This window comes from Agaribacter flavus, from assembly GCF_042646125.1.
Taxonomy (GTDB): domain Bacteria; phylum Pseudomonadota; class Gammaproteobacteria; order Enterobacterales; family Alteromonadaceae; genus Glaciecola; species Glaciecola flavus.
In genome coordinates, this window is record NZ_JBHRSW010000021.1 from 1 (window position 1) to 21,510 (window position 21,510).

Annotated in this window: 25 protein-coding genes; 16 read left to right on the forward strand and 9 right to left on the reverse strand. The window is 42.0% G+C overall.

Annotated elements, in window-relative coordinates:
* Nucleotides 1-139: 139 nt before the first annotated feature.
* Nucleotides 140-418 carry a type II toxin-antitoxin system RelB/DinJ family antitoxin gene (locus ACFOHL_RS11965; protein WP_376920469.1) on the reverse strand — a complete coding sequence of 93 codons (279 nt, stop codon included), beginning with the start codon at nucleotides 416-418 and terminating at the stop codon, nucleotides 140-142.
* 452 nt (nucleotides 419-870) lie between these two features.
* On the opposite strand from ACFOHL_RS11965, the gene ACFOHL_RS11970 reads away from it, so the two are divergent.
* Nucleotides 871-1,395, forward strand: coding sequence for an adenylate kinase (locus tag ACFOHL_RS11970; protein WP_376920470.1), 525 nt, complete (start codon nucleotides 871-873; stop codon nucleotides 1,393-1,395).
* A gap of 189 nt (nucleotides 1,396-1,584) precedes the next feature.
* Here the strand turns inward: ACFOHL_RS11970 and ACFOHL_RS11975 are convergent, their stop codons facing one another.
* Nucleotides 1,585-2,325, reverse strand: a complete 741-nt coding sequence (locus ACFOHL_RS11975) for a Spy/CpxP family protein refolding chaperone (protein WP_376920471.1) — start codon at nucleotides 2,323-2,325, stop codon at nucleotides 1,585-1,587.
* A gap of 207 nt (nucleotides 2,326-2,532) precedes the next feature.
* Here ACFOHL_RS11975 and ACFOHL_RS11980 point away from each other — a divergent pair, with 207 nt between their 5' ends.
* The 4 genes from ACFOHL_RS11980 to trmL are packed head-to-tail and all read left to right on the forward strand — an operon-like array spanning nucleotide 2,533 to nucleotide 6,130.
* Nucleotides 2,533-3,219 (forward strand): response regulator, encoded by a 687-nt coding sequence (locus ACFOHL_RS11980; RefSeq protein WP_376920472.1) that lies wholly within the window; start codon nucleotides 2,533-2,535, stop codon nucleotides 3,217-3,219.
* 7 nt (nucleotides 3,220-3,226) lie between these two features.
* The gene (locus ACFOHL_RS11985) at nucleotides 3,227-4,669 is read left to right on the forward strand and encodes a HAMP domain-containing protein (protein WP_376920473.1); all 1,443 of its coding nucleotides are present in this window, start codon (nucleotides 3,227-3,229) and stop codon (nucleotides 4,667-4,669) included.
* Nucleotides 4,670-4,674: 5 nt separating this feature from the next.
* On the forward strand, nucleotides 4,675-5,652 hold the full coding sequence (locus ACFOHL_RS11990) for an alpha/beta fold hydrolase (protein WP_376920474.1): 978 nt from the start codon (nucleotides 4,675-4,677) through the stop codon (nucleotides 5,650-5,652).
* A 13-nt stretch (nucleotides 5,653-5,665) separates the two neighbouring features.
* Nucleotides 5,666-6,130: a tRNA (uridine(34)/cytosine(34)/5-carboxymethylaminomethyluridine(34)-2'-O)-methyltransferase TrmL gene (trmL, locus tag ACFOHL_RS11995; protein ID WP_376920475.1), complete on the forward strand. Its 465-nt coding sequence runs from the start codon at nucleotides 5,666-5,668 to the stop codon at nucleotides 6,128-6,130.
* Nucleotides 6,131-6,147: 17 nt separating this feature from the next.
* Here the strand turns inward: trmL and gpsA are convergent, their stop codons facing one another.
* From gpsA to ACFOHL_RS12015, 4 genes are read right to left on the reverse strand one after another with little or no spacing between them, the layout of a single operon-like run.
* On the reverse strand, nucleotides 6,148-7,143 hold the full coding sequence (gene gpsA / locus ACFOHL_RS12000; RefSeq protein ID WP_376920476.1) for an NAD(P)H-dependent glycerol-3-phosphate dehydrogenase: 996 nt from the start codon (nucleotides 7,141-7,143) through the stop codon (nucleotides 6,148-6,150).
* Nucleotides 7,144-7,163: 20 nt separating this feature from the next.
* Entirely contained in the window at nucleotides 7,164-7,667 is a 504-nt protein-coding gene (gene secB / locus ACFOHL_RS12005) for a protein-export chaperone SecB (RefSeq protein WP_376920477.1), read from the reverse strand.
* Between the two features lie 56 nt (nucleotides 7,668-7,723).
* Nucleotides 7,724-7,981: a glutaredoxin 3 gene (gene grxC, locus ACFOHL_RS12010; RefSeq protein ID WP_376920478.1), complete on the reverse strand. Its 258-nt coding sequence runs from the start codon at nucleotides 7,979-7,981 to the stop codon at nucleotides 7,724-7,726.
* Nucleotides 7,982-8,010: 29 nt separating this feature from the next.
* The gene (locus ACFOHL_RS12015) at nucleotides 8,011-8,436 is read right to left on the reverse strand and encodes a rhodanese-like domain-containing protein (RefSeq protein ID WP_376920479.1); all 426 of its coding nucleotides are present in this window, start codon (nucleotides 8,434-8,436) and stop codon (nucleotides 8,011-8,013) included.
* Between the two features lie 217 nt (nucleotides 8,437-8,653).
* Between ACFOHL_RS12015 and gpmI the strand changes: the two genes are divergently transcribed.
* From gpmI to ACFOHL_RS12030, 3 genes are read left to right on the forward strand one after another with little or no spacing between them, the layout of a single operon-like run.
* Nucleotides 8,654-10,183 carry a 2,3-bisphosphoglycerate-independent phosphoglycerate mutase gene (gene gpmI / locus ACFOHL_RS12020; RefSeq protein WP_376920480.1) on the forward strand — a complete coding sequence of 510 codons (1,530 nt, stop codon included), beginning with the start codon at nucleotides 8,654-8,656 and terminating at the stop codon, nucleotides 10,181-10,183.
* 19 nt (nucleotides 10,184-10,202) lie between these two features.
* On the forward strand, nucleotides 10,203-11,396 hold the full coding sequence (locus tag ACFOHL_RS12025) for a murein hydrolase activator EnvC family protein (RefSeq protein ID WP_376920481.1): 1,194 nt from the start codon (nucleotides 10,203-10,205) through the stop codon (nucleotides 11,394-11,396).
* A 22-nt stretch (nucleotides 11,397-11,418) separates the two neighbouring features.
* Entirely contained in the window at nucleotides 11,419-12,039 is a 621-nt protein-coding gene (locus tag ACFOHL_RS12030; protein ID WP_376920482.1) for a UPF0149 family protein, read from the forward strand.
* Nucleotides 12,040-12,047: 8 nt separating this feature from the next.
* On the opposite strand, the gene ACFOHL_RS12035 is transcribed toward ACFOHL_RS12030, so the two are convergent.
* Both ACFOHL_RS12035 and ACFOHL_RS12040 read right to left on the reverse strand, forming a co-directional pair.
* Complete coding sequence (locus ACFOHL_RS12035) at nucleotides 12,048-12,476, reverse strand: CopD family protein (protein WP_376920483.1); 429 nt, start codon at nucleotides 12,474-12,476, stop codon at nucleotides 12,048-12,050.
* A gap of 24 nt (nucleotides 12,477-12,500) precedes the next feature.
* On the reverse strand, nucleotides 12,501-14,249 hold the full coding sequence (locus tag ACFOHL_RS12040; RefSeq protein ID WP_376920484.1) for a chloride channel protein: 1,749 nt from the start codon (nucleotides 14,247-14,249) through the stop codon (nucleotides 12,501-12,503).
* 65 nt (nucleotides 14,250-14,314) lie between these two features.
* On the opposite strand from ACFOHL_RS12040, the gene ACFOHL_RS12045 reads away from it, so the two are divergent.
* Complete coding sequence (locus ACFOHL_RS12045) at nucleotides 14,315-15,028, forward strand: DUF6776 family protein (RefSeq protein WP_376920485.1); 714 nt, start codon at nucleotides 14,315-14,317, stop codon at nucleotides 15,026-15,028.
* Nucleotides 15,029-15,149: 121 nt separating this feature from the next.
* Entirely contained in the window at nucleotides 15,150-15,494 is a 345-nt protein-coding gene (gene erpA / locus ACFOHL_RS12050; protein ID WP_376920486.1) for an iron-sulfur cluster insertion protein ErpA, read from the forward strand.
* Nucleotides 15,495-15,542: 48 nt separating this feature from the next.
* Here erpA and ACFOHL_RS12055 read toward each other — a convergent pair whose 3' ends face one another.
* Nucleotides 15,543-16,568, reverse strand: coding sequence for a hypothetical protein (locus tag ACFOHL_RS12055; RefSeq protein WP_376920487.1), 1,026 nt, complete (start codon nucleotides 16,566-16,568; stop codon nucleotides 15,543-15,545).
* Between the two features lie 125 nt (nucleotides 16,569-16,693).
* Here ACFOHL_RS12055 and tatA point away from each other — a divergent pair, with 125 nt between their 5' ends.
* The 6 genes from tatA to ACFOHL_RS12085 are packed head-to-tail and all read left to right on the forward strand — an operon-like array spanning nucleotide 16,694 to nucleotide 21,395.
* Nucleotides 16,694-16,924, forward strand: coding sequence for a Sec-independent protein translocase subunit TatA (gene tatA / locus ACFOHL_RS12060; RefSeq protein ID WP_376920488.1), 231 nt, complete (start codon nucleotides 16,694-16,696; stop codon nucleotides 16,922-16,924).
* A 5-nt stretch (nucleotides 16,925-16,929) separates the two neighbouring features.
* Nucleotides 16,930-17,271 carry a Sec-independent protein translocase protein TatB gene (gene tatB / locus ACFOHL_RS12065; RefSeq protein ID WP_376920489.1) on the forward strand — a complete coding sequence of 114 codons (342 nt, stop codon included), beginning with the start codon at nucleotides 16,930-16,932 and terminating at the stop codon, nucleotides 17,269-17,271.
* Nucleotides 17,272-17,275: 4 nt separating this feature from the next.
* A complete protein-coding gene (gene tatC, locus ACFOHL_RS12070; RefSeq protein ID WP_376920490.1) occupies nucleotides 17,276-18,043 on the forward strand; it encodes a twin-arginine translocase subunit TatC in 768 nt (255 codons plus the stop codon).
* A complete protein-coding gene (locus tag ACFOHL_RS12075) occupies nucleotides 18,033-18,722 on the forward strand; it encodes a hypothetical protein (RefSeq protein ID WP_376920491.1) in 690 nt (229 codons plus the stop codon). Before tatC ends, ACFOHL_RS12075 begins: the two co-directional genes overlap by 11 nt.
* 1 nt (nucleotide 18,723) lies before the next feature.
* On the forward strand, nucleotides 18,724-19,503 hold the full coding sequence (locus tag ACFOHL_RS12080; protein ID WP_376920492.1) for a TatD family hydrolase: 780 nt from the start codon (nucleotides 18,724-18,726) through the stop codon (nucleotides 19,501-19,503).
* Between the two features lie 8 nt (nucleotides 19,504-19,511).
* Nucleotides 19,512-21,395 (forward strand): sensor domain-containing diguanylate cyclase, encoded by a 1,884-nt coding sequence (locus ACFOHL_RS12085; RefSeq protein ID WP_376920493.1) that lies wholly within the window; start codon nucleotides 19,512-19,514, stop codon nucleotides 21,393-21,395.
* Nucleotides 21,396-21,510 lie beyond the last annotated feature (115 nt).

Sequence of the window (21,510 nt, forward strand, 5' to 3'; positions counted from 1 at the left end):
AGAGAGTAATAGATCAAGAATAGGGATCTGTGTCAAGAGAAAAGTTTAAAAAAAAGCAACATCACATCCAATCAGTTTGAAATCTTGAAAGTGGGTGCGGAATGACAGTTAAACTGTGCTGAGTATTCGAGAGCTAGCATTACTTAATATTAATATTGCCAATTTCCAAATCCGCAAAAAGTTGCTCAACGTCTTTAGCTGTCTTTCCATTACCCGATTCAAGTTCTTCAATAGCGGCGGCCGTCAAAGCGTTTGGCGCCTTAGCCTTAACCTCAAACGGTATACCCCCGTGGTTGATCACAGCTTTGGCAAATAGCTTTAGCGCCTGAGAGGTACTTAACCCCATGCCTTCACATACGTTAGTAAATGCCAACTTGGTATCGTGGTCTATACGGGTGCTTAACATTTCAGTCTTCATAATGTCACCTAATGGCTGCATATGTAATACATTGTTGTACAAAGATTAACAAAAGGTACGTAACAAAGCAATCTACCGAACCTCTACTACGTCTCTTGGTGTTGTGCTTACATAGCACAACACCAACCAACTACGTTACGGCCGGTAATTGCGACGATAATCTGGACGCGTATCTATATTTGTTGTTTTAACTTTTGAATGCGCGCCAGATATCAATAAATGTTATATGCTTAGGCTATCTCGTTCTTATTAAATATCCAGTTGACATTGAATTACCCATCAATCAAGATGAGCGAATGAACACGAATTTTACGAAGCAGACAGCTCGAATTATCATCATCATTCCATAGGAATGGTGGGATTTGTGTTGTGTCAAGAATTTATCAAACCCGCCTTAGAGGCGGGTTTTCTGTTTCTGCCTTTAGGGTTCAACCCTAGTTGGAGGAACTAGAATGAAAAAAGTAGCGGTATTCGGTAAGCCCGCTAACGGTAAATCCACTTTAAGTAAAAAATTGGCCTCAGCTACAGGTATAAAATTGTATGCCTTGGATTCAATTTTATATAAACCAAATGGAGAAGAGGTTACCCGAAAGAGCTACGAAGAAGCCCATGAGAGCATTCTTTCCTCCGAAGAATGGATCATTGAGGGTTTCGGTCCAATGAACTCATTAGATTCATTTAACAAGCGCCTAGAAGAAGCTGATACATTGATTTATATAGAATTACCGTATTTTGTCACTTATTGGTTAGTGACAAAGCGGTTTCTAAAAGGGCTATTTATAAAGCCAGAAGGCTGGCCTGACGGAAGCTCGGTATTAAAGGGAACACTGGAAAGCTATAAAGTGTTGAAACTATGCCCGCAGTTTTGGAATGATGGATTCTTACAGAGGTTAGAGAAATTATCGGAAGGCAAGTCACTACATGTCATTCGCTCAGTTTCTGAGTTAAATAGCTTTGTAGAGAAAAATGTGCAATAAATCGCATATAACAAGTATTAAAAAAGGAAAAGCACAGTCACTTAAAGCGTGACGTCTGAAAAGCCCTCTTAATTCGGGTGCGAGTTTCTGTTTTGTAGAAAATGGCGTAACTTGGCGCTTTAGCCTTAAGCGGATAGGCGTGTGATACTCGTAGTGAGTAAAACCACGCCGTTTATGATTGCAGCGTGACTACGCTCTCTTTCTGTCACGCTTTTTTGATTTCAATGAATCAAGTTTTGCGAGTTGTTCTTCGTCTAATAGCTGTCTAAAAGCAAAGCGACTTTGTAGTTTGATTAACTGTATTGAGTTTGATGTGGCTGTAAAGTCGTTTTGTAAGCTTAACCAAGCTTCTTCATCAAATTCACTTGCCATAAGCAGCGCCAACTCAGCAGACTTATGCGCAGCTACCTCGTCTTTGAAGGCTAAAAGCGAGTTTTTCTGCGTTGTCATTATGCCTTTGTACGCGCCTATCTGCTCTGTGGATAATTTAAGCTTTTTCGCTAGTTTGCGTTTTTTCGCTTTTGCATATTTTTTGGATTTAGTGTTTTCAGCTTTGGATGTTAACTTAGCTCTTTGTGCTTCGTCTAACAACTGAAATGCTTGATGTTTTGCTTTTGCCAAATTTAACGAGGGTTGCAAGCGAGCATCTGATTGCGCGCTGACGATATCTTTAGCTAACGCTTCATCCCAGCTATCTAGTGCAAATAAGCTCTCCAATTGCGTTTTTATTTCTGACTTTTCAGCAGAATAAATACTATTATCTTCGCGCACGGTTTGCATTATTTCGCGGATAGCTTGTTTTTGTTCAAGGCTTAAATCGAGTTGTCTAAAAAGAGGAAATTTAGCTTTGTCACTTTGTGGCATTGCGCTTGCGCCGAGGCTTGTAAAAAGTGCAGAGCTTAACATAGCGGTAAGTAGTAACTTTTTCATCATTCACCTATTTTGTTTGAGATTGGACACTCCTTGAGCCTATTACAGAAAAGTTCAACAGCCTCTAGGTGACTATTATTGTAGACATTTGTATGCAAAGTAACGCCAAGAAAGTGTAAATATTGCGTAAAGATTGTACTGACAAATAAGGTGTTTTTGATAATCTTGAGCTTTGATTAATTGACCCTGACGGGCAAGAGTTTAGTTTTGCACAAAATACTCATTGTAGACGACGATAGAGAACTCGGTAGTTTATTAGCGGAATATTTGCAACAACAAGGCTTTTTGAGTCATGTTTGTAATGATCCACTGCATGGCTTACAAACGTTGAAAGAACAGTCATTTGATATATTGTTACTTGATGTCATGATGCCTAAGATGGATGGTTTTGCGACGCTGGCTGAACTGAGGAAATTTTCAAAAGTGCCGGTAATCATGCTGACTGCAAGGGGGGATGATTACGATAAAATACTCGGATTAGAGTTAGGAGCAGACGATTACCTAGCCAAGCCATTTAATCACAGAGAACTTGTGGCTAGAGTGAAGGCTTTGATACGTCGGCTTGATCCAAATGGCATATTAGCCAACAGTGATACGCTAGAGATTCAGGGCTTGCATATTGATCTTAGCAAACAACAAATTCAAGTGGGGGATGCTCTAGTTGATATTACTGGGACAGAATTTCAGCTAGCCGTATTTTTAGCTAAAAATGCTGGCAGGTTGCAATCAAAACAGGTGCTGAGTGAACAGGTTCTCAACAGAAAACTGAGTGCATATGATCGCAGTTTGGACATGCATGTAAGTAATCTTCGCAAAAAAATCGCTGAACACAATATTCACGACGCCATCAAAACGGTGCGGGGCAAGGGCTATCTAATGATAGCTGACAGTTGAGCAAAACATGCAATTTATTAAAAAACTCAATCCTGCCAATAGTTTATTTGGGAAAATTTTCATTTGGTTCTGGATCACCGTAGTTAGCATGCTGTTAGGCGCTTTCTTTATTTCGAGCTGGATAAACAGCACTAGTACTCAAGTAAGCGCAGTAGGGGACACTCAAAACCCTAGGCATACTCAATTTATTTCTAAATTGAATCGGCATATAGATAATGGCGTGCCAATGCATCGAGCATTCAAGAGAATGACAGCCAATGGGCGTCCATTGGCAATTGCTGTGAATTCGAGTACTGGGCAAGTGCACCTTAGCTTCCCATTACCGATGTTGAACAAACCAATGAGAGACTATCGTGACTTTTTCAAGGAGATGGTTGGTTCCGAGCAAGTTGTAGTCATTAAAACACATAATATGGAATTTTTTGGTCCGTATCGATTGGCTGGAGACGCGGATCAGTACGCCATTTATTTAGGACGCTTGTTAAGGCGGCATGAACGGGGGCAATACAGTGCGTTTGCAGGCTTAAGTCTGATGTTGGTCTTAGGTACGGGGCTGTGCCTATTTTTAGCTTGGAGGTTGAGCAAGCCAATCAATCAGCTGCGAGTGACAACGCAAAAAATCCGAGAAGGCGATTTCACTTACAGGATGACGAACTGTGATGGGCGCCAAGACGAAGTTGGTGCCTTAGCAAGGGATTTTAATGCGATGACAGAAAGGCTAACGGCTAGTCTTGTACAACAGCAAAACTTGTTGGCGAACGTGTCGCATGAATTACGCACACCCCTTACCCGTCTGCAATTATCGGTCGCGATGTTGTATGAAAAGCTTGGCGACAAGGACAGTGATCTTCAGCGGATAGAAAAAGAAGTTATGCAGATGGATAAACTGATTGGCGACGTGCTAAGCGTCACAAGAATGGATTTACAAAGTCAAGGTCAACTGAATATTGTGTTTGAGCCAATGTGTGTTAAACAGTTTATTGAACGCTGTATGGAAGGACTAAACTTTGAAGCTGAAGCCCTCGGTATTGATTTACGGCTGACGATTGAATCCTCAGCTACGCTAGATATTAATTTTGATTCTTTGAAAAGTGCTATTGAAAACATTACGCGCAACGCTTTACGATATGCGCGTTCGCAAGTGACTATCAAAATTTCAGACGAACCCAATAACACGGTATTGATAGTCATAGGCGATGATGGACCGGGTTTACAGGGAGGGGCATTTGAAAATATGATACAAGCTTTTTATTATGTGGATAAAGCATCTGCTTCCAAACATACTAGCACGGGGCTTGGCTTGACCATTGCAAATGCCGCAGTAAAACTAAATAAAGGCAGGTTGTTTGAAATTAATAATACAGAGCCCGACTTTGCGCTGCGCGGCTTGCACCTTGCTATCGAACTCCCCAATGCAAACGAATCAATATCTCGCAACCAAGGTGAATAAGCCATTTGACCTTTTACAGCTCTGAATCCCAATTAAAAGAAACGTATTGGAAGACCTACATTCCTTACGTTGAAAACCAGATGACAGAGGGCAATTTAGCTTTGTCCTCGGGTATTTCGCTAAAATACAGATACCATCTTCCACAAAGTGCAAAGGCTATTATCTTAGTGCTTCCTGGTCGTGCAGAGTCGACTGTAAAGTACGCGGAATTGCTTTTTGAACTTTATCAAAATGACTACGCTGTTGTTATATACGACCATAGGGGGCAGGGAGAGTCGACTCGACAATGCCCAAATCCGCAAATGGGCTATGTCAGTGATTTTGAGTATTATGTGCAGGACGCGTGTGCCGTTGTAGACAAGGTACTGCTGCCCCAAAATTTACAAAATTTACCCGTGCTACTTCTGGCACATTCGATGGGGGCGGCGATTGCTACCAAGTTGCTGACGCTTCGCTCAAAAGTGTTTACGGCGGCTGCTTTACTTGCTCCCATGTATGGCATAAAAGCGCCAATACCTAAAAGTGTTGCGCGTATTGTCAATAGACTGCTTTTACTGAAGCAGCAAATATTGGGAAGGGACGCTAGCTATTTTATTGGGCAGCGTGATTATCAGCCTAAGCCATTTGCAGACAACCATTTAACGTCTTCTCAAGTACGCTATGCTTGTTTTGTGGAGACGCATTCGTCAAGACCAGCATTACAGCTCGGCGGCGTTACTGTTACTTGGCTACAGAGCGCGATGCGTTATATGCACTCACTTAAAAATCACGTTTCTTCAATATCGACACCGTGTGCTCTATTTGTTGCAGGGAGGGATCGTGTTGTAGAAGAAAGGGCTATTAAAGAGATAGCTGGGAGCATCCGTTCTTCTTCTGTACACAATATCAATGACGCGCAACATGAAATTCTCTTTGAACGGGATCCCTTGAGAAAAGAAGCATTAAATGTTATTTACAATTTTTTTGAACACCATATTTGTTAGGGGCTGTTGAGCTTTGTTAGACATCGTACTGTATCAACCCGAAATACCGCCAAATACCGGAAACATCGTTCGATTGTGCGCTAATGCCGGATATTCATTGCATCTCATTGAGCCTTTAGGCTTTGATTTAGATGAAAAAAAAGTAAGAAGAGCGGGATTAGATTATCACGAGCTTACTCGTGTCAAACGCCATGCGAGTTTAGAGGACTATTTGTTATCAGAATCGCCGAAGCGTGTTTTTGCCTGCACCACTAAAGGTAAAAGATTTCATTCTAGCGTGAATTACATGGTTGGTGATGCACTACTTTTTGGACCAGAAACCAGAGGATTGCCAGAGGATGTAATTTATGGCCTTCCAGAAGAGTGTCGAGTGCGAATTCCGATGGTTGCGAATAGCCGCAGTATGAATTTGTCAAATTCTGTTGCCGTTTTTGTTTACGAGAGCTGGAGACAATTATCGTATGAAGGCGGTTTATGATAATGTATTAAAGTTCATTATTCGCTTTTTTGCTCTCTACTCAGTAGAGAGAGGGCAGCCTCTTTGGCTGATTTGCCTTCGTACAATACGGCATAAATTTGATCACAAATTGGCATTTCGACTTGTTGACGCGCTGACAGGATCTTAACTTCCTCGGTGTTTCGGTAACCCTCAACCACTTGGCCAATACCTTCTATAGCTTGTTGCACAGACTGCCCTTGCCCCAAAGCCAAGCCAAACCGGCGATTTCTGCTTTGATTGTCGGTACAGGTAAGAACCAAATCACCCAGCCCAGACATTCCCATAAAAGACTCTTGGCTTGCGCCCAGTGAAACACCAAGCCTTGTGAGTTCAGCCAATCCTCTAGTAATTAGCGCGGTTCTCGCATTTGCGCCAAAACCTAAACCATCACTAAGTCCAGCACCGATAGCAATCACATTTTTTACCGCTCCCCCCAGTTGCACACCAACAAGGTCATCATTGAGATAGACCCTAAATCCCTTTGGATTGTGTAACATACTAGAAAAGCGCTGAGATAGGTTGTGGTCAAGACTTGATAAGCTTATCGCTGTTGGTAGCCCTGCCGCCATCTCTTTAGCAAATGTGGGTCCGGACAAAACAGCTTTAGGCACAGTTGTGCCGAGTATTTCCTCAAAGACCTCATGCAGCAAGCGCCCAGTTTTTGGCTCTAAGCCTTTGCTAGCCCAAATGACTTTATGTTGTGTCGTAATATAGGGTTTGAGCTGTAACAGTACATCGCGAAACGCATGGCTTGGCACAACAATGAGTATGTATTCACTAGTCGATAGACTTTGTTCGATTGAGTCGGTAGGGGTAAGTGCTGAGGGAAATACAAAGTCAGGTAGATAGTGTTTATTGCATCGATGTTCAAGCATACTCGATACTAAGGAGGGGTCTCTACCCCATAATAAGGTATTTACCCCATTTCTTGCCAAACAAAATGCCAGTGCAGTCCCATAAGAGCCTGCACCAATCACGCTAACCGAAGACATAGTATTCGCAGAATTAACGATTAAGCATCCAGTTTTTGTTTTTCGCCTTGCTGCTCAGCTTGACGCTTTTGCATGTAAGCTGCAAAGATGGCGTCGAAATTGACTGGCGCAAGATTAAGAGGAGGAAAGGTACCGCGGTTTACTAAGTTTGACACGGTCTCACGGGCATACGGGAAAAGCATGTTTGGACAAAATGAACCCAATGTATGTGCTTTGTTTGCTTCTGGCATCTCGCCAATAGCAAAAATCCCTGCTTGTTGTACTTCACATAAAAACGCCGTTTTGTCTTGGACGCTTGCGGTAACGGTTACGGACAACACAACTTCATATAAATTCTTTTCTAACTCAGTTGTCCGTGTATCAATGTCTAACTTGACCTCTGGTTTCCATTCCATTTGAAAAATAGCGGGCGAGTTGGGAGTTTCAAAAGAGATGTCTTTTGTGAAAATTCTTTGCAGGTTAAACTGTACTTCTTGCGTTTGCGCAGGTGTCTGGCCTGCGTTGCTGTTCTGTTCGTCAGCCATTGTTATTTCCTATTATTACAAAATCTAGTTAAGTGTTAGTTGTGTTTAGAAGGCATCTATGCCGAGAGCAAATCGTCTAGCTTGCCTCGTCTTTCTAAGGCGAATAAATCGTCACATCCACCCACGTGTGTTTCACCAATAAATATTTGTGGAACAGTGTGTCCGCCATTGGCGCGCTGGATCATTACGTCGCGCAATTCTGGGTTTTTGTCAATTTCAAAATCCGTATACTCAACGCCTTTTTGTGCAAACAGTGCTTTTGCGCGTTTGCAATATGGGCAGTAGCCCTTCGTGTAAATCTCTATCTTTGCCATGTATTTTACCTTTGAATTCGTAAGGGTGATTATTTAGAAACAGGTAAGCTAGCAGATTGCCACGAACTCATTCCGCCTTCGAGAATGCTGACATTTGCAAAACCTTGTTTGCTCATGCTATTCGCTGTTCCCGATGCAAGGTTACCCATTGCACATACTACGATAATGGGCGTGTTTTTTTCTTTTTCAAGCTTTGAAAAGTTCGCGTTGCGGACATCGTCTGGTTTTATTTGCGTGGCACCATGAATATGCCCAGTTTTAAAATCTTTTTGTGGGCGTATGTCCAACACGATAGCGTCTTCTTTGTTTATCAAGAGTGTGGCTTGGTGGTTATTTACTCGTTTCACAGACGAGAGCATGGGGGCGATATAAGAGTAAATCAGCATAACCACTAACGCCACCCAAATTATGGATAGCACCATGTTGTCGCGAGCAAATTCTATAAAATGATCCATCGGTGACGATTCCTGCATTGTCATCAAAATTTTTGTGGCGCAAGTATATAGAAAACGATGAGAAAACTTAAGCTATTCTGCGTTGTTCTAAAATTTGAAGGGTGGATTCGAAGAATTCTTCAAAATAGTAAACGGTTGCCCTGTATAGATCCGTGATTTATTGGTAAATTATGGATATTAGTATTTTGTTTCGTTAAAAAACATTTCTGGGAATCAAATGAGCTCTAAAAAAACACCCTTAGCACTACTTATCCTTGATGGTTGGGGATATCGTGAATCAACTGAGAACAATGCCATTGCTGCGGCAAAAACACCAAATTTGGATCGTTTGACAAAGGAATATACAAACACGCTTATTTCTGGCTCTGGCTTAGATGTCGGTTTGCCTGATGGCCAAATGGGTAATTCAGAAGTTGGGCATGTGAACTTGGGTGCAGGGCGCGTGGTGTATCAAGATTTTACTAAAATCACCAAAGCCATAGACGACGAAACCTTCTTTAGCAATCCTGCATTATCAGATGCTGCAGAGCAAGCAGCTAATAATGGTAAAGCGGTTCATATATTAGGCTTACTATCTGCCGGTGGTGTGCACTCGCATATCGACCACTTGTTTGCTGCGGTTAAGTTGGCTAAGCAAAAAGGGGTAGAAAAAGTGTATGTGCATGGCTTTTTGGACGGTAGAGACACCCCTCCACAAAGTGCGATTGATTATATTCAACAAACTACGGCTTTTTGTGCTCAATACGAAGGCGTAGCTTTAGCATCGGTTATTGGTCGCTATTATGCGATGGATCGTGATAATCGCTGGGACAGAGTGCAGCAAGCTTTCGACTTGATTGTCTCCGCGAAAGCTGAATTTACAGTTGAAGACATGAACGACGGTATTCAAGCATCTTATGCAAATGAAATTACTGATGAATTCGTAAAACCGACGAAAATAGCGGATTACCAAGGAATCGACGATGGCGACACTGTGTTGTTTATGAACTTCCGTGCAGACAGAGCTAGAGAGCTATCTCATGCCTTAGCAACACCCGAATTTAGTGGGTTTGACCGGGATCGGTTCCCCAATGCGCACTTTGTGATGCTGACGGAGTACGAAACCACTTTGAAGGTGCCTTGTGCGTTTCCGACTGAAAACTTAGTCAATGTATTGGGTCAGTGGCTATCTGACCATAACAAAACGCAACTTAGAATTTCTGAAACAGAAAAATTTGCACATGTGACTTTCTTCTTTAGCGGAGGCAAAGAAGACGAATACGAAGGTGAAACAAGAAAGCTGATTCCTTCTCCCGATGTTGCTACCTACGACCTTCAGCCTGAGATGAATTCTGGCTTGCTTACCGATGAGCTAGTCGCCGCAATTGAATCACAAGCATACGACGTGATAATTTGTAACTATCCCAATGGGGATATGGTTGGGCACACGGGTAATTTTGATGCCGCAGTAAAAGCCTGTGAAGCTGTAGATGCAAGTATCGGCAGAGTCATTGCGGCGTTAGAAAAAGTCGGAGGCGAATGCTTAATCACTGCGGACCACGGCAATGCTGAGCAAATGGTTGATCCAGAAACTGGGGTTAAACATACCGCTCACACTAGTGAACCGGTGCCATTTATTTACTTTGGTCGTGAAGCAAATGTGCGAAATGACGGTGTATTAAGTGATGTTGCACCTACAATGTTGCATTTAATGGGCATGGCACAACCCTCTGAAATGACAGGAACACCCATCGTTACCTTAAAATAACACTGTAGTCGGGTAATCAATGAAATCATATCAGGCTATTGCTAAGTATAGGTGCGCACTCAAGTGTTTTTTGAGTGTTAAGGTGCCGGCAATATGCCTGTTTTTAGTATTGAATAGCATTAGCATTCATGCGCAAGATGAGCGTGAAGACTTAAAAGATATTCAAGATCTGATTGCGCAGACTAAGTCTCAACTCGCTAGCAACTTAGAGAGTAGCGAAAGAATTCAACAGGAGCTTAAGCTGGCAGAGCTGGAAATAGCAGAAGCCGCCACAAAATTAAATAGAACGGATCAAAGTTTACTAAAAGTAAATCGAGATATTAAAGCCCTACGTCAAGAAAAAACGCAAACTGAAAACCTCATTGAGCAGCAACAAACTTACTTAGCAAATCAACTAAAAAGCGCCTATATGGCAGGTAGTTATGACTACGCGAAACTCCTATTTAATCAGGACAAAGCGGGTACTTTGGAGAGAGTGTTAACTTACTATCAGTATTTGAACAAAGCCAGACAAAACCAGATAGACGACTTTAAAGGGTTAATAGCTACTTTAGATAAAGTACGTACAGAGTTGTCGGCTAAGCAAGTCAATTTGGAAGCCCTAAAACAGACACAAGTTTCACAAAGCAAGGAACTACGAGATAAGCAACAAACGCGCTTTCAGAAACTCGCGGTATTAAACAAACAAATTGAATCTGACCAAGCAAGAGTTAAGCGCTTGGAGCAGCAAGAAAAAGACTTATTGTCTGCTATCGAACGTGCAGAATTAGCTGCGAAGCGCGCGCAAGCCTCTTCGAATGTGGATATCGACCTATCCGGTCTCACAAAGTTGAAAGGCCAACTTATGTTACCTACTCCAGGAAAAATAGAGCGTTTGTTCGGTAAACGCCGACAAGGTCAAGTGCGTTGGAAAGGGGTGGTGTTTCAAACAACGGCAGGGACTCCCGTATCTGCCGTCGCAGAAGGGCAGGTTCTTTATGCGGATTGGTTAAAGGGCTTTGGTCTTGTTGTCATTGTGGATCATGGAGATGGATACATGTCTGTATATGGACGCAATCAAGCGGTATTGAAAAATGTCGGTGATGTTGTACGTGCCGGTGATACAATCAGTTTGGTTGGAACCAGTGGTGGTCAAACACGCGCGAGCTTATACTTTGAACTCAGACACAAAGGCAAAGCACTAAACCCCAGCCAATGGCTACGTCGTTCCTAGCCTTGCAAGTAGAGTAGTAGCATTGAAAACACTTTCACCATTATATGACAGCATTGCCGATTCTTCGTTTTTGCATGACAGGCATTTTGTCGAAGGTGCTATTTTGGGCGCTTGTAGTTGTCCTGAAATTCCCTTGCCAGACGATTGGTTACCTTGGGTTGTGCAAGAACACAATCAAATTCAGAATAAAGAACAGGCAGATCGCGTATTTTCGAAGCTTTTCGACTATTTTAGATATATTTTATCGGAAATGAGAAATGACGAGTTTGCCTCTACGCTACCTTTGCACTATTCTCAAGCGTCACTAAACGCAGAGCTACAGGCATTTATGCAGGGTTTGATTTATGCTCATCAGCAGTGTGAAAAAGTTTGGCACATGGCATGGCAAAAAATGCGTGAACAAAATCCAGATGATGCGCCTGTTTTGGCAAAAGATCTGAAACATTGCCTACTCATGTTCTCAAGCTTTGCGGATTTGGAACAGGCTGGAGTACAAGCCGCAGAACGAGGAGAACATAGCCTTAGTGATAAGTTACCTTTGATTGCTCAGTCTTTACCCAAGGCAATGGAAAAGTACCTGAACATCTCTGGTAAACTTGCGTCCTATCTACCTAATCAATTTGAAACATTTAGCGCGGACTAAGCTCGGTACTAAAAAGGCTTTACTACCGCCAACGCGACAATGCCAAAAAATGCGAAGACGGGCATCTCATTTAGAAATCGAAAAAAGCGAGGGCTATGCTTGTTTTCGTCTTTTGCAAATACTTTTACCAAATGCCAAAGGTAAAAGTGATAGGCATAAAATAGTGCGACCAGAGTGAGTTTTGCGTGCAACCAAGCACTGTTTGCTAACCAACTAGTGCCGTATTGAAAAATGATAAGAACGCCGAACACTAAGGTAAGGAGAGAAAAGGGTGTAACGAATAGCCAAAGTCTTCTCTCCATAATCTTGAACTGTTCTTTTACCGCTGCTTCTGAGCTTGATGCGTGATACACAAATAAGCGAGGTAAGTAAAACAGCCCTGCCATCCAAGCTACCATAAAAAAAAGGTGAAAGGCCTTTAACCACAAAATACTCAAGACATGTCTCCTCGGGGTGTTGATTTAGTGTTGTCTACGCAACAAATATGAATGCAACATGTTCCAAGTGATCACGCCTACCACCCTCGAAGAGGCGAGCTTGTCTGTTTGCAACAATGATTCAGGTAGTGCATGAATACTCATGTACTGCCTTTCATCTACATTTGAAACGGTTGTATCTAAAATTACCACGGCACCTTGTCGCCTATCTTGCAAGGCATCGTGCACATCTGCCATGGTATGTTGCTGAGTGAGTAAGTGCACGTCCTGACTGCTTAGCTGCTGTTCATTAGTGTGCAGACCATAATCTAAATTTACCCATTTGTAGACTTGTTCAGCGGCATTGGGTTGGTGCAATATGATAGTATTTTTTACATCCAAAAGGTGACGCTTCAGCGCTTCATCTTGCTCAGCTTGCAATACCTTGAAGTCTGTATTCATTACGGATAGCACACCAGTTTGCTGTAATAAATCTCGAATAGGAGAGGTTGTATAGGACAAGTTCTGGTATTCAAGTTGTTGAATGAAAATAGAACTATTATTGAACACTTGCTTGGAAGTGAGAAAAGCACTCACAATGACGATAATCGCTGGCAGTATCGCGTGGGAGTCGGCAGCCAACTCCATGGAGGCAGATAATGCCGCCATTGGTGCGTGCAGAACGGAAGCAAGAAATCCTGCTAAACCGAGTAAGGCATAGGTGTTTGTCATGTTGGTGTCGTAAAAGCCGCGTAATGGCTCCAGCAATATCACACCCAACAAGATCCCTATCACCATAACCGCACCAATGATGCCGCCAGGAATACCCAAGGCAATCGCAATCATAGCTAAAACAAACTTGGCGATGAACAAGTAAAAAATAAAAGAAAAGTCATAGTCGCTATCGAGAAGCTTTTCTATGTTGATAAACTCTGCCCCCAAGGCCTCTGGAAAAAAATACCCAAAGACGCCAGTGATCGCCCCCGCTAAAAGTAATCTGTAGAACATTCCCACTCGTCTAAACAATCGCATCAACTGCATTAATTGACTGTTAAACATAGCGGCAATCGCACCAATACACATACCAAATACAATCAAATAAAGTAGTTCCAGCCCTGCAATAGGTTGAAAGCTTAAAAAGCCAAGCTCAGTGACGTCGCCGAACACTGCTCTGGTGACCATTGAGCCAACCGCGGCAGCGAGCATGACAGGCATGAAGATATGTACTTTATATTCACGCAAAACCACTTCCATGACAAAAATAATGGCTGCAAATGGCGTGTTAAACGCAGCGGCAATGCCTCCTGCAATACCGCAACCAGCAAGTATCCTCAGGCTATTAAAAGGCAAGTGCAGCCATCGTCCCAAATAGTGGCTTGCAGCGGCGGCAAGGTGAACCGTTGGTCCTTCTTTTCCGACAACAAAACCGCTGCCGAGAGCAAGCACTCCGCCAACAAATTGGTTAATAGAGTTGAGTATGGGGATATGACCGTAGTAGGTTTTTAGGCGGTGAATAACAAATGGGATACCCATACGATAATGCTTGAAGCCGGTAAATCGCGCCACAACAAAAATGGCGAACGCGGCAAATATCGGCAAGGTGAGTCGACTCCAATCACTGCTTTCGCTGTAGTTGGCCATCCCACCTAACATGAAATAGTGCCAGAGTCCGATTAAGCCTTTAAATATGACCACCACCACTGCTGCCATTAAGCCGCCAAATAAGCCAATCAGACAGCTTTGGATTGATGTGCTTGGTACGGACAAAATATGGCGTAGAGACTGAAGTGACATTGCTACGGGCATCTAATGAGAATATATGTATACTATCACAGTGATACGGTCTTGGAGACGTTTTGTTGCAATTAAATAAGTATAAACAACAAGTTGGATTTACGCGCTTTTATGGTGGAATAGCAATCGTACTTGGGCTGAGTTTTTGGTTTGGCTATGAAATTGCTACGACAAGGCATACTAATACTTTGAAAGAAGTGGCCATGATCAAGCAATCTATGGACAATCTTGTGAGTGAAAACCAGTCGCTCAATTCTGAATTGAATAAACGAAAAATTGAACTGGATGTGCAGCGACTGAGTAATGAAAAAACACAGACGCAACTGCGTGATTTACTGAAAAGAGAGATTGAACTAAAACAAGAAGTCGCTTTTTATCAGCGGGTTATGGCGCCAGAGACAACGCAAGATGGCTTTGTAGTCGAGCGTGTGGAAATAGAAGCGACGAATAGCGATAATCACTTTAGGCTGAAACTGATGTTATTGCAGCATGAGAATATTAAGGCGGTGATTAAAGGGACTTTGGCTATTCAAATTATCGGTAGTTTAGAGGGTAAACCCAAGCAATATTCTCTGACTGCTCTGCAACAAAATGTGCCTAACGAAGTCTTAGATTTTGCCTTTAAATACTTTCAAGTTATCGAGACTCGCTTTACCTTGCCAGAGTCGTTTATTCCGAGTCGAATTGATATTTCGACTGACGTATATAAATATCGGAAGAAGAGAGGAAGCTATTCAACCAGTATTCAATGGGAGGAGGCTTACGCTAGCGACGAGTGAATACTTGATTAAATTACTCGGGTATTGGATAATTGCGCACATTGAATTGAGTGAGTGCCTGCACCATCGGTTGATTGTGTTGAACTCAAATAATAGATGCGTTTAGAGGTATATGAGTAGCATGTCAGTTGAATCAGCTATGCCAATCGAGTTTTCTGATGCGGCAGCACAAAAAGTGAAAACGCTTATTGCAGAAGAAGAAAACCCAAATCTAAAGCTTAGAGTCTATGTGACAGGTGGCGGATGTTCTGGTTTCCAGTATGGTTTTACTTTCGATGAAAAAGTCAATGAAGGCGACATGACGATAGAAAAAGATGCGGTAACATTGCTTGTCGATGCTATGAGCTTGCAGTATCTAGTGGGCGGTATTGTTGACTATACAGAAGGATTGGAAGGTTCACGTTTTTTTGTCAATAACCCTAATGCGACGACTACATGTGGTTGTGGCGCGAGTTTTAGCATTTAAACGTTGAGCTAAACCTTCGCTAGGCGTTAGCTAGGAGCTCAGGTGTGTCTACTTCGTGCTGAAATGAATCTCAGCGCGAATTGCTGCCCCAAGAGAGGGTTTGAAATCCTCTTCACGCAGCCAAAGTAAAAAAGGCTCTACCTCAACAAAAAGCCAATCCCTTAACACTTTTCTTTTATACCTGACGCTGAGTAATATTTGCTCCGTTTGATAGCTGGGTTTCGATAGGCCGTCTATCATTGCGGTCAATAAATAGCTGCTCTGGTTTTTGGCTAAGTAGATATATTGAAATTCATGTCGCCAAAACCAATCGTCGGTTTTGTCTCTAAACTGAAAGCTATTATTGATTTCAAAAGCCGTATTTTTTGTCAGTTCTACACCGAGTTCGCCATTGAGTTCAAAACCAAGCTTATCTCTTGCGTAGTAGTTGGTTTCTGCAAAATAGTAAAAGTTAACGCCATCATTTATGTTGTAAATATCACTGTATCGTGCCCGTGTATATAATTGGCTACCTCGACCAAAGCCCACGCGATAGCGCATTTTGTCACTTTTGTCTTTTTGGAATTGCAGTGCGACTACTGCCTGATCATTTGCGCCAAGCTCTCTATTTCGGGCGGCCTTAACGTTCTGCCCTCCAATATCATCTTCTTCGTCTGAAAAAAGTAGCTCTACTCTGTCTTCGAATGCGGGGAATTTAGCCCTTATTCTAAATCTGAAGTCTGATTCTGCTAGGTCACGCGTGCGGGGCTCCCAACCAAAGCGCAACCGTCCTTTGGTTGTCGCTGCATCTGCTGCCATACTTTCCGTTTTAAACAAGTTATTCAAGCCGTTTGCTGTGCTATCAATGCCAAAGTTCAAATAGCAATATGCGTCATCCAGCCAATTGTCTTCTAGGCAATATGCGTAATGTTCAAAATCGAGTGTCTTTTTCTTTTTTTCTTCTGCAATGGTGCTTGCTGAGAATAGTAGTACGAACAGAAATAAGCTCCCACGAGCGTTTTGCCAAGCTAAGCTGTGGGGGCGCATAGTGCTTGCAGCGTTGGATACAAGTGTTGTTGACGGTATCAATTTCAAATATTTATATCCATAGAATAAGTAAATCAAATGATATTCATTAAATTATGGGTATAATACGAACACGTGCGTGTTTGTATCACAGACTCTAATATTCGCAGAATTAGTTGGTAAAAGGAAAGTTTATGTCGTTTAGTATTTGGGAAATTGTCATAGTATTGGCCATTGTAATATTGTTGTTTGGCACCAAAAAGCTTCGTAACGTGGGTTCTGATTTAGGCACGGCTTTAAAAGGTTTTAAAAAAGCGATGAATGAGGACGAGCCCAAAAAAGACGCAGATTTTGATGCGGTTGAAAACAAATCAGATGAATCAGTCGACAGCGCAGTTCAAACAAAAGAAAAAATAAAAGAATAGTACAAATGTTTGATATCGGCTTTTGGGAGTTGTTGGTTATTGGTGTCATTGCCCTCGTTGTATTGGGTCCAGAGCGCCTACCCGGTGCTATCCGTTCTACTATGGAAACGGTGAGAAGCATAAAGAATGTCGCCAATGGGTTTAAACAAGAAGTGTCATACCAGTTAAAAACCCACGAACTGCACGAACATTTAAAAAAAGCTGAAAAAGAAGGCCTCGGGCAAGTAGGTGATGACGTCAAGCAAAGTATTGAAGAGCTTAAATCGGCTGCGGCATCAGTACAACGCCCTTATGAAAATAGTATTTTGCCTTCAGAAAATTCGTCCGAATCGGAAAACAAGAAATAATTAGATGACGCAAGCCAGCAGTTTAATTTCTCACCTTATTGAATTAAGAAACAGACTACTAAAAGCAGTGATAGCCGTATTGCTTGTGTTTTTAGCTTTGTTTTATTTTGCTCAGGAAATATACGCGTATATTGCCACTCCGCTCATCGCCAGTATGCCTGATGGCGCGAGTATGATTGCCACGGACGTTGCTTCCCCTTTTCTTGCGCCTTTTAAGCTCACCCTTGTCCTAGCATTTTTTATCGCAATACCTGTTGTACTCTATCAGGTGTGGGCATTTGTTGCGCCGGGTCTATATAAGAACGAAAAAAAGCTAGTGGCTCCTTTATTGGTTAGCTCAACCCTCTTGTTCTATGCCGGTATGGCTTTTGCGTATTACGTGGTATTTCCACTCGCGTTTATGTTTTTTAATAGCGTGGCGCCAGAGGGCGTAATTATCAGCACAGATATTTCTAGCTATCTAAATTTTGTCCTCAAGATATTTTTTGCGTTTGGTGTAGCTTTTGAAATTCCCGTTGCGATTATATTAATGTGTTGGACGGGAATGACTACCGCAAAAAGTTTGCGGAAAAAGCGTCCTTTCGTAATCGTGGGAGTATTCGTAATTGGCATGTTGCTGACGCCACCCGATATTATTTCTCAAGTGTTGCTCGCTATACCAATGTGGCTGCTTTACGAAGTGGGTATTGTGGTTGGTTCACTGTATTCCAGACGTAATGAAGAGGATAATGAGTATGCTGATGACAACGCTGCGGATTTGCATGATGAATAATCGCTTCATAAAATCAATCATAACAAGCGGAATACTCGTATTTTCGTTCGTTGCCAGCGGTCAGGTAAGTTCATTCACTGAATTAACTGAACGAGTGTCTAGCTGCAGCTCCATAGAAAATGACGCCCAGCGCTTAATTTGCTATGACAAATTGTTTAAGCCATTACATCATACTGTTACAACAGCTGATAAGAGCAATGGGCAATCAGTAACCACCTCTCAGTCTGTAAATGCAGCGCCTGTCTCTGCAAACGGCACTGAGGATAAAAGTATTCAAGGTGGTGACGCTGCGACTTTGCTTAAAAATAATCTAAAAGTATCTAATTTCCCTCAGACCGCCAATGAGGATTTGCCGTATGTGCCAGCACCTACTCCGACATCTCTTCCGCCATCTCCTCTAACAACGAGCAATGATGATGGTTTTGGTAGTGAAAACCTAAAAAAGTCGACAGTTACTAAACCGCAGGAAATAACAAGTACTATTACCAAAATTACAAAGACTTTAACTGAAAATAGAATAGTAAATTTGGACAACGGACAAGCTTGGCGTGAAACGCAGCTAAGTCGGTTGAGGTTAAAAGAAGGCGAAACAATTACAATACGAAAAGGCGCGTTTTCATCTTATTTACTCAGCAAAGAAGGTGTAAACAGAAGTATGCGCGTCAAACGAATCAAATAGCATGTTCGATGCTGGTGTTAATCTATTAGACAAACGATTTGACCCATTTGCTGTAATAGAAAACGCTATCGAAGCTGGCATATCTGGCTTGCTGGTGATATCTAGTGATTTAGATGAGTCACAGGCTGCACAAGATTTTTGCAATCAATACACGAGTAAAGCATGCCAATTGCGATTTACTGCTGGCGTACATCCACATGCTGCAAAAACTTGGGATAGTCAATCCTCTCATCAACTAAAACTGATTGCTGCCGATAAGCTATGTGTGGCAATCGGAGAATGTGGTCTAGATTTTAATCGCAATTTTTCCAGTCCCGAAGAGCAGGAATATGCTTTTACCGAGCAGCTAAAGTTGGCCAAGTGTTTATCGATGGGCTTGTATTTGCACGAGCGTGACGCCTTCAAGCAGCAATTACAGCTACTGAATAAATATGCGGGAGATGTTAGATTTAAAATTGCACATTGCTTTACCGGTAACGAGGTACAACTTTCAGCTTATTTAGCTATGGGCTGTTACATTGGCATTACTGGATGGTTAGATGATGAAAAACGAGCATTTGATCTCAGAAGTGCAGTAAAAAACCTTCCTTTGCACCGCTTGCTGTTAGAAACCGATGCACCTTATTTGTTCCCCAAGTCTATCAGGCCTCGGGCAAAGAACAACGAGCCCAAATTTTTGGGCGCAATTGCATCTGTATTTGCGGCGCTGACAAATAACGATATAGTGGATGTAAAACAGGCGAGTATGTTTAACGCAGCAAAGCTTTTTTTATCAGATTGAGGTTATAAATGGATGTAAATATCCTACTTTCAAAAAATAAAAGCTATTGGATAGCGGGTATAGTCGCGATTTTTTCTATTTGTTTGTTGGCGCTTACTAATAGCTTAACAAACAGCGGTGAAATAAAAAGCTTACATTTTTCTACCGAATACTTAGCTAGCGATAAATCTACGACTGGCTTAGGTATTTCAAGTATCAAGCAGGAAGCTGGCTTACCTTGGTTATCATTTGATGGCGCAAATATTGGTTTGTCTGACGAGCCATATTGGTTTAGAAGTAGTATTGCTTTGCCTGTGCCAAACAAACATTATTTGATTGAAGTGGATTATGGTTTGCTCGACAAAGTAGAACTGTGGTTCGTTGAACCGGAGAGCAAAGCTGTCGTTCAAGATTACACTGTGGGTGATAGCTTGCCTTTTTCTGAACGTCCAATTCAATATGAAAAATTTCTTTTTCCTTTACCATCAGGCTTTGATGAATTAGAGGTTTATTTCCGCATACAGAGTGAAGGGCCAATAAAAGCACCAATTAGAGTGTGGGAAAAGTCAGATTTTATAGAGTATAGCGGCGCCCACAACCTATTCATGGGAATATTTTTGGGTTATATGTTGGCGATGGCATTGAGCAATTTATTCATTTATGCCACGACCAGAAATCATACCTTTGCGATCTACACTGGCTATGTAATCTGTTTCGCTCTCGTTGTGGCCACCATTCACGGTGTGGGTTTTAGGTATTTTTGGAGTGAGCATGTTTGGTTGCAACAACGTGCGGTCGCTTTTTTTGCCTGTGCAACGCTTTTCCTTATTATTCAGTTTTCTTTCAGTATTTTGTCTTTAAAAAAGGCAAGTCCTTTGGTTTATCGTGTCTTAAATGCGGTTAAATATATATTCGTTATCTTATTTTTTGCGGCCGCTGTATTACCGTATACCGGAGTCTTACAAGCAATCTTAATCATGATTGCTGTTACTACCCCGGTCATATTAATTGCTGGTATTTCCTTGTCGATGAATGGCAATTTAATTGCTCGTTATTTTACCGCCGCGTGGGCCGTGCTTTTAGTCAGTGGTATCACCACAACGATAGAAAATTTAGGTGTCTTCGAGCTAGAGATAGACGCTAGTTACTTGCTTATGGTCGGAGCGACTATCGAAACCATGTTACTGGCTCTCGCGCTAGCGATTAGCTTCAGTGATCAATTCAAAGAAACAGAGTTAGCCAGAGCGGCAGCAATTGAAAACGAGCGACAGGCAATGGTGGCGAAAGATGAATTGCTGAAAGTACAAGAAGAAGCAAAGCGCTCATTGCAATATAGTGTTGAGGAGCGCACTTTAGAGTTAGAGATCGCGCTGCGGGAGTTATCAGAAGCTAACAATGAATTAGAGCGAATGAGCGCAATTGATCCCTTAACAGGCTTAATGAACAGGCGGTATTTTGATAAACGTTTGCTTGCTGAAATGCGCAGAAGCCGCCGTGAGCAGACACCGCTAACTGTGGCTATTTTGGATATCGACTTCTTCAAAAAAGTAAATGATAAATTTGGCCACCTTGGCGGAGATGAATGTTTAAAAGTGTTTTCACGTGTGCTTCAAGACATTATTAAACGCCCAGCTGATGTTATCTGTCGATTTGGTGGTGAAGAGTTTGTTGCCATACTACCTAACACCGAACTAGAAGGTGCTTGCAAATTAATGCAAAGGCTTAGGCTAGCGGTAGAAGATACCGTAATAAAGTTTGAAGACAAAGAAATCCGCATAACGGTCAGTATTGGTGTGACATCTAGGGTAGTCGAATCAAACGATGAACAAGAAATGCTTATTGCGTTTGCCGATAAACTTCTTTACCAAGCTAAGCAAAGTGGCCGAAATAAAGTAGTAAGTGATACTTTTTAAGTTTCAGCTGAACATCATTAAAAAATTTCTCTTACAGCTCTTGTAGCGTTCAAGGTGTTATTATATTTGGCCGTTTACCCTTTTTTGTCGCAAAATTTATTTTTCATGGATGAAA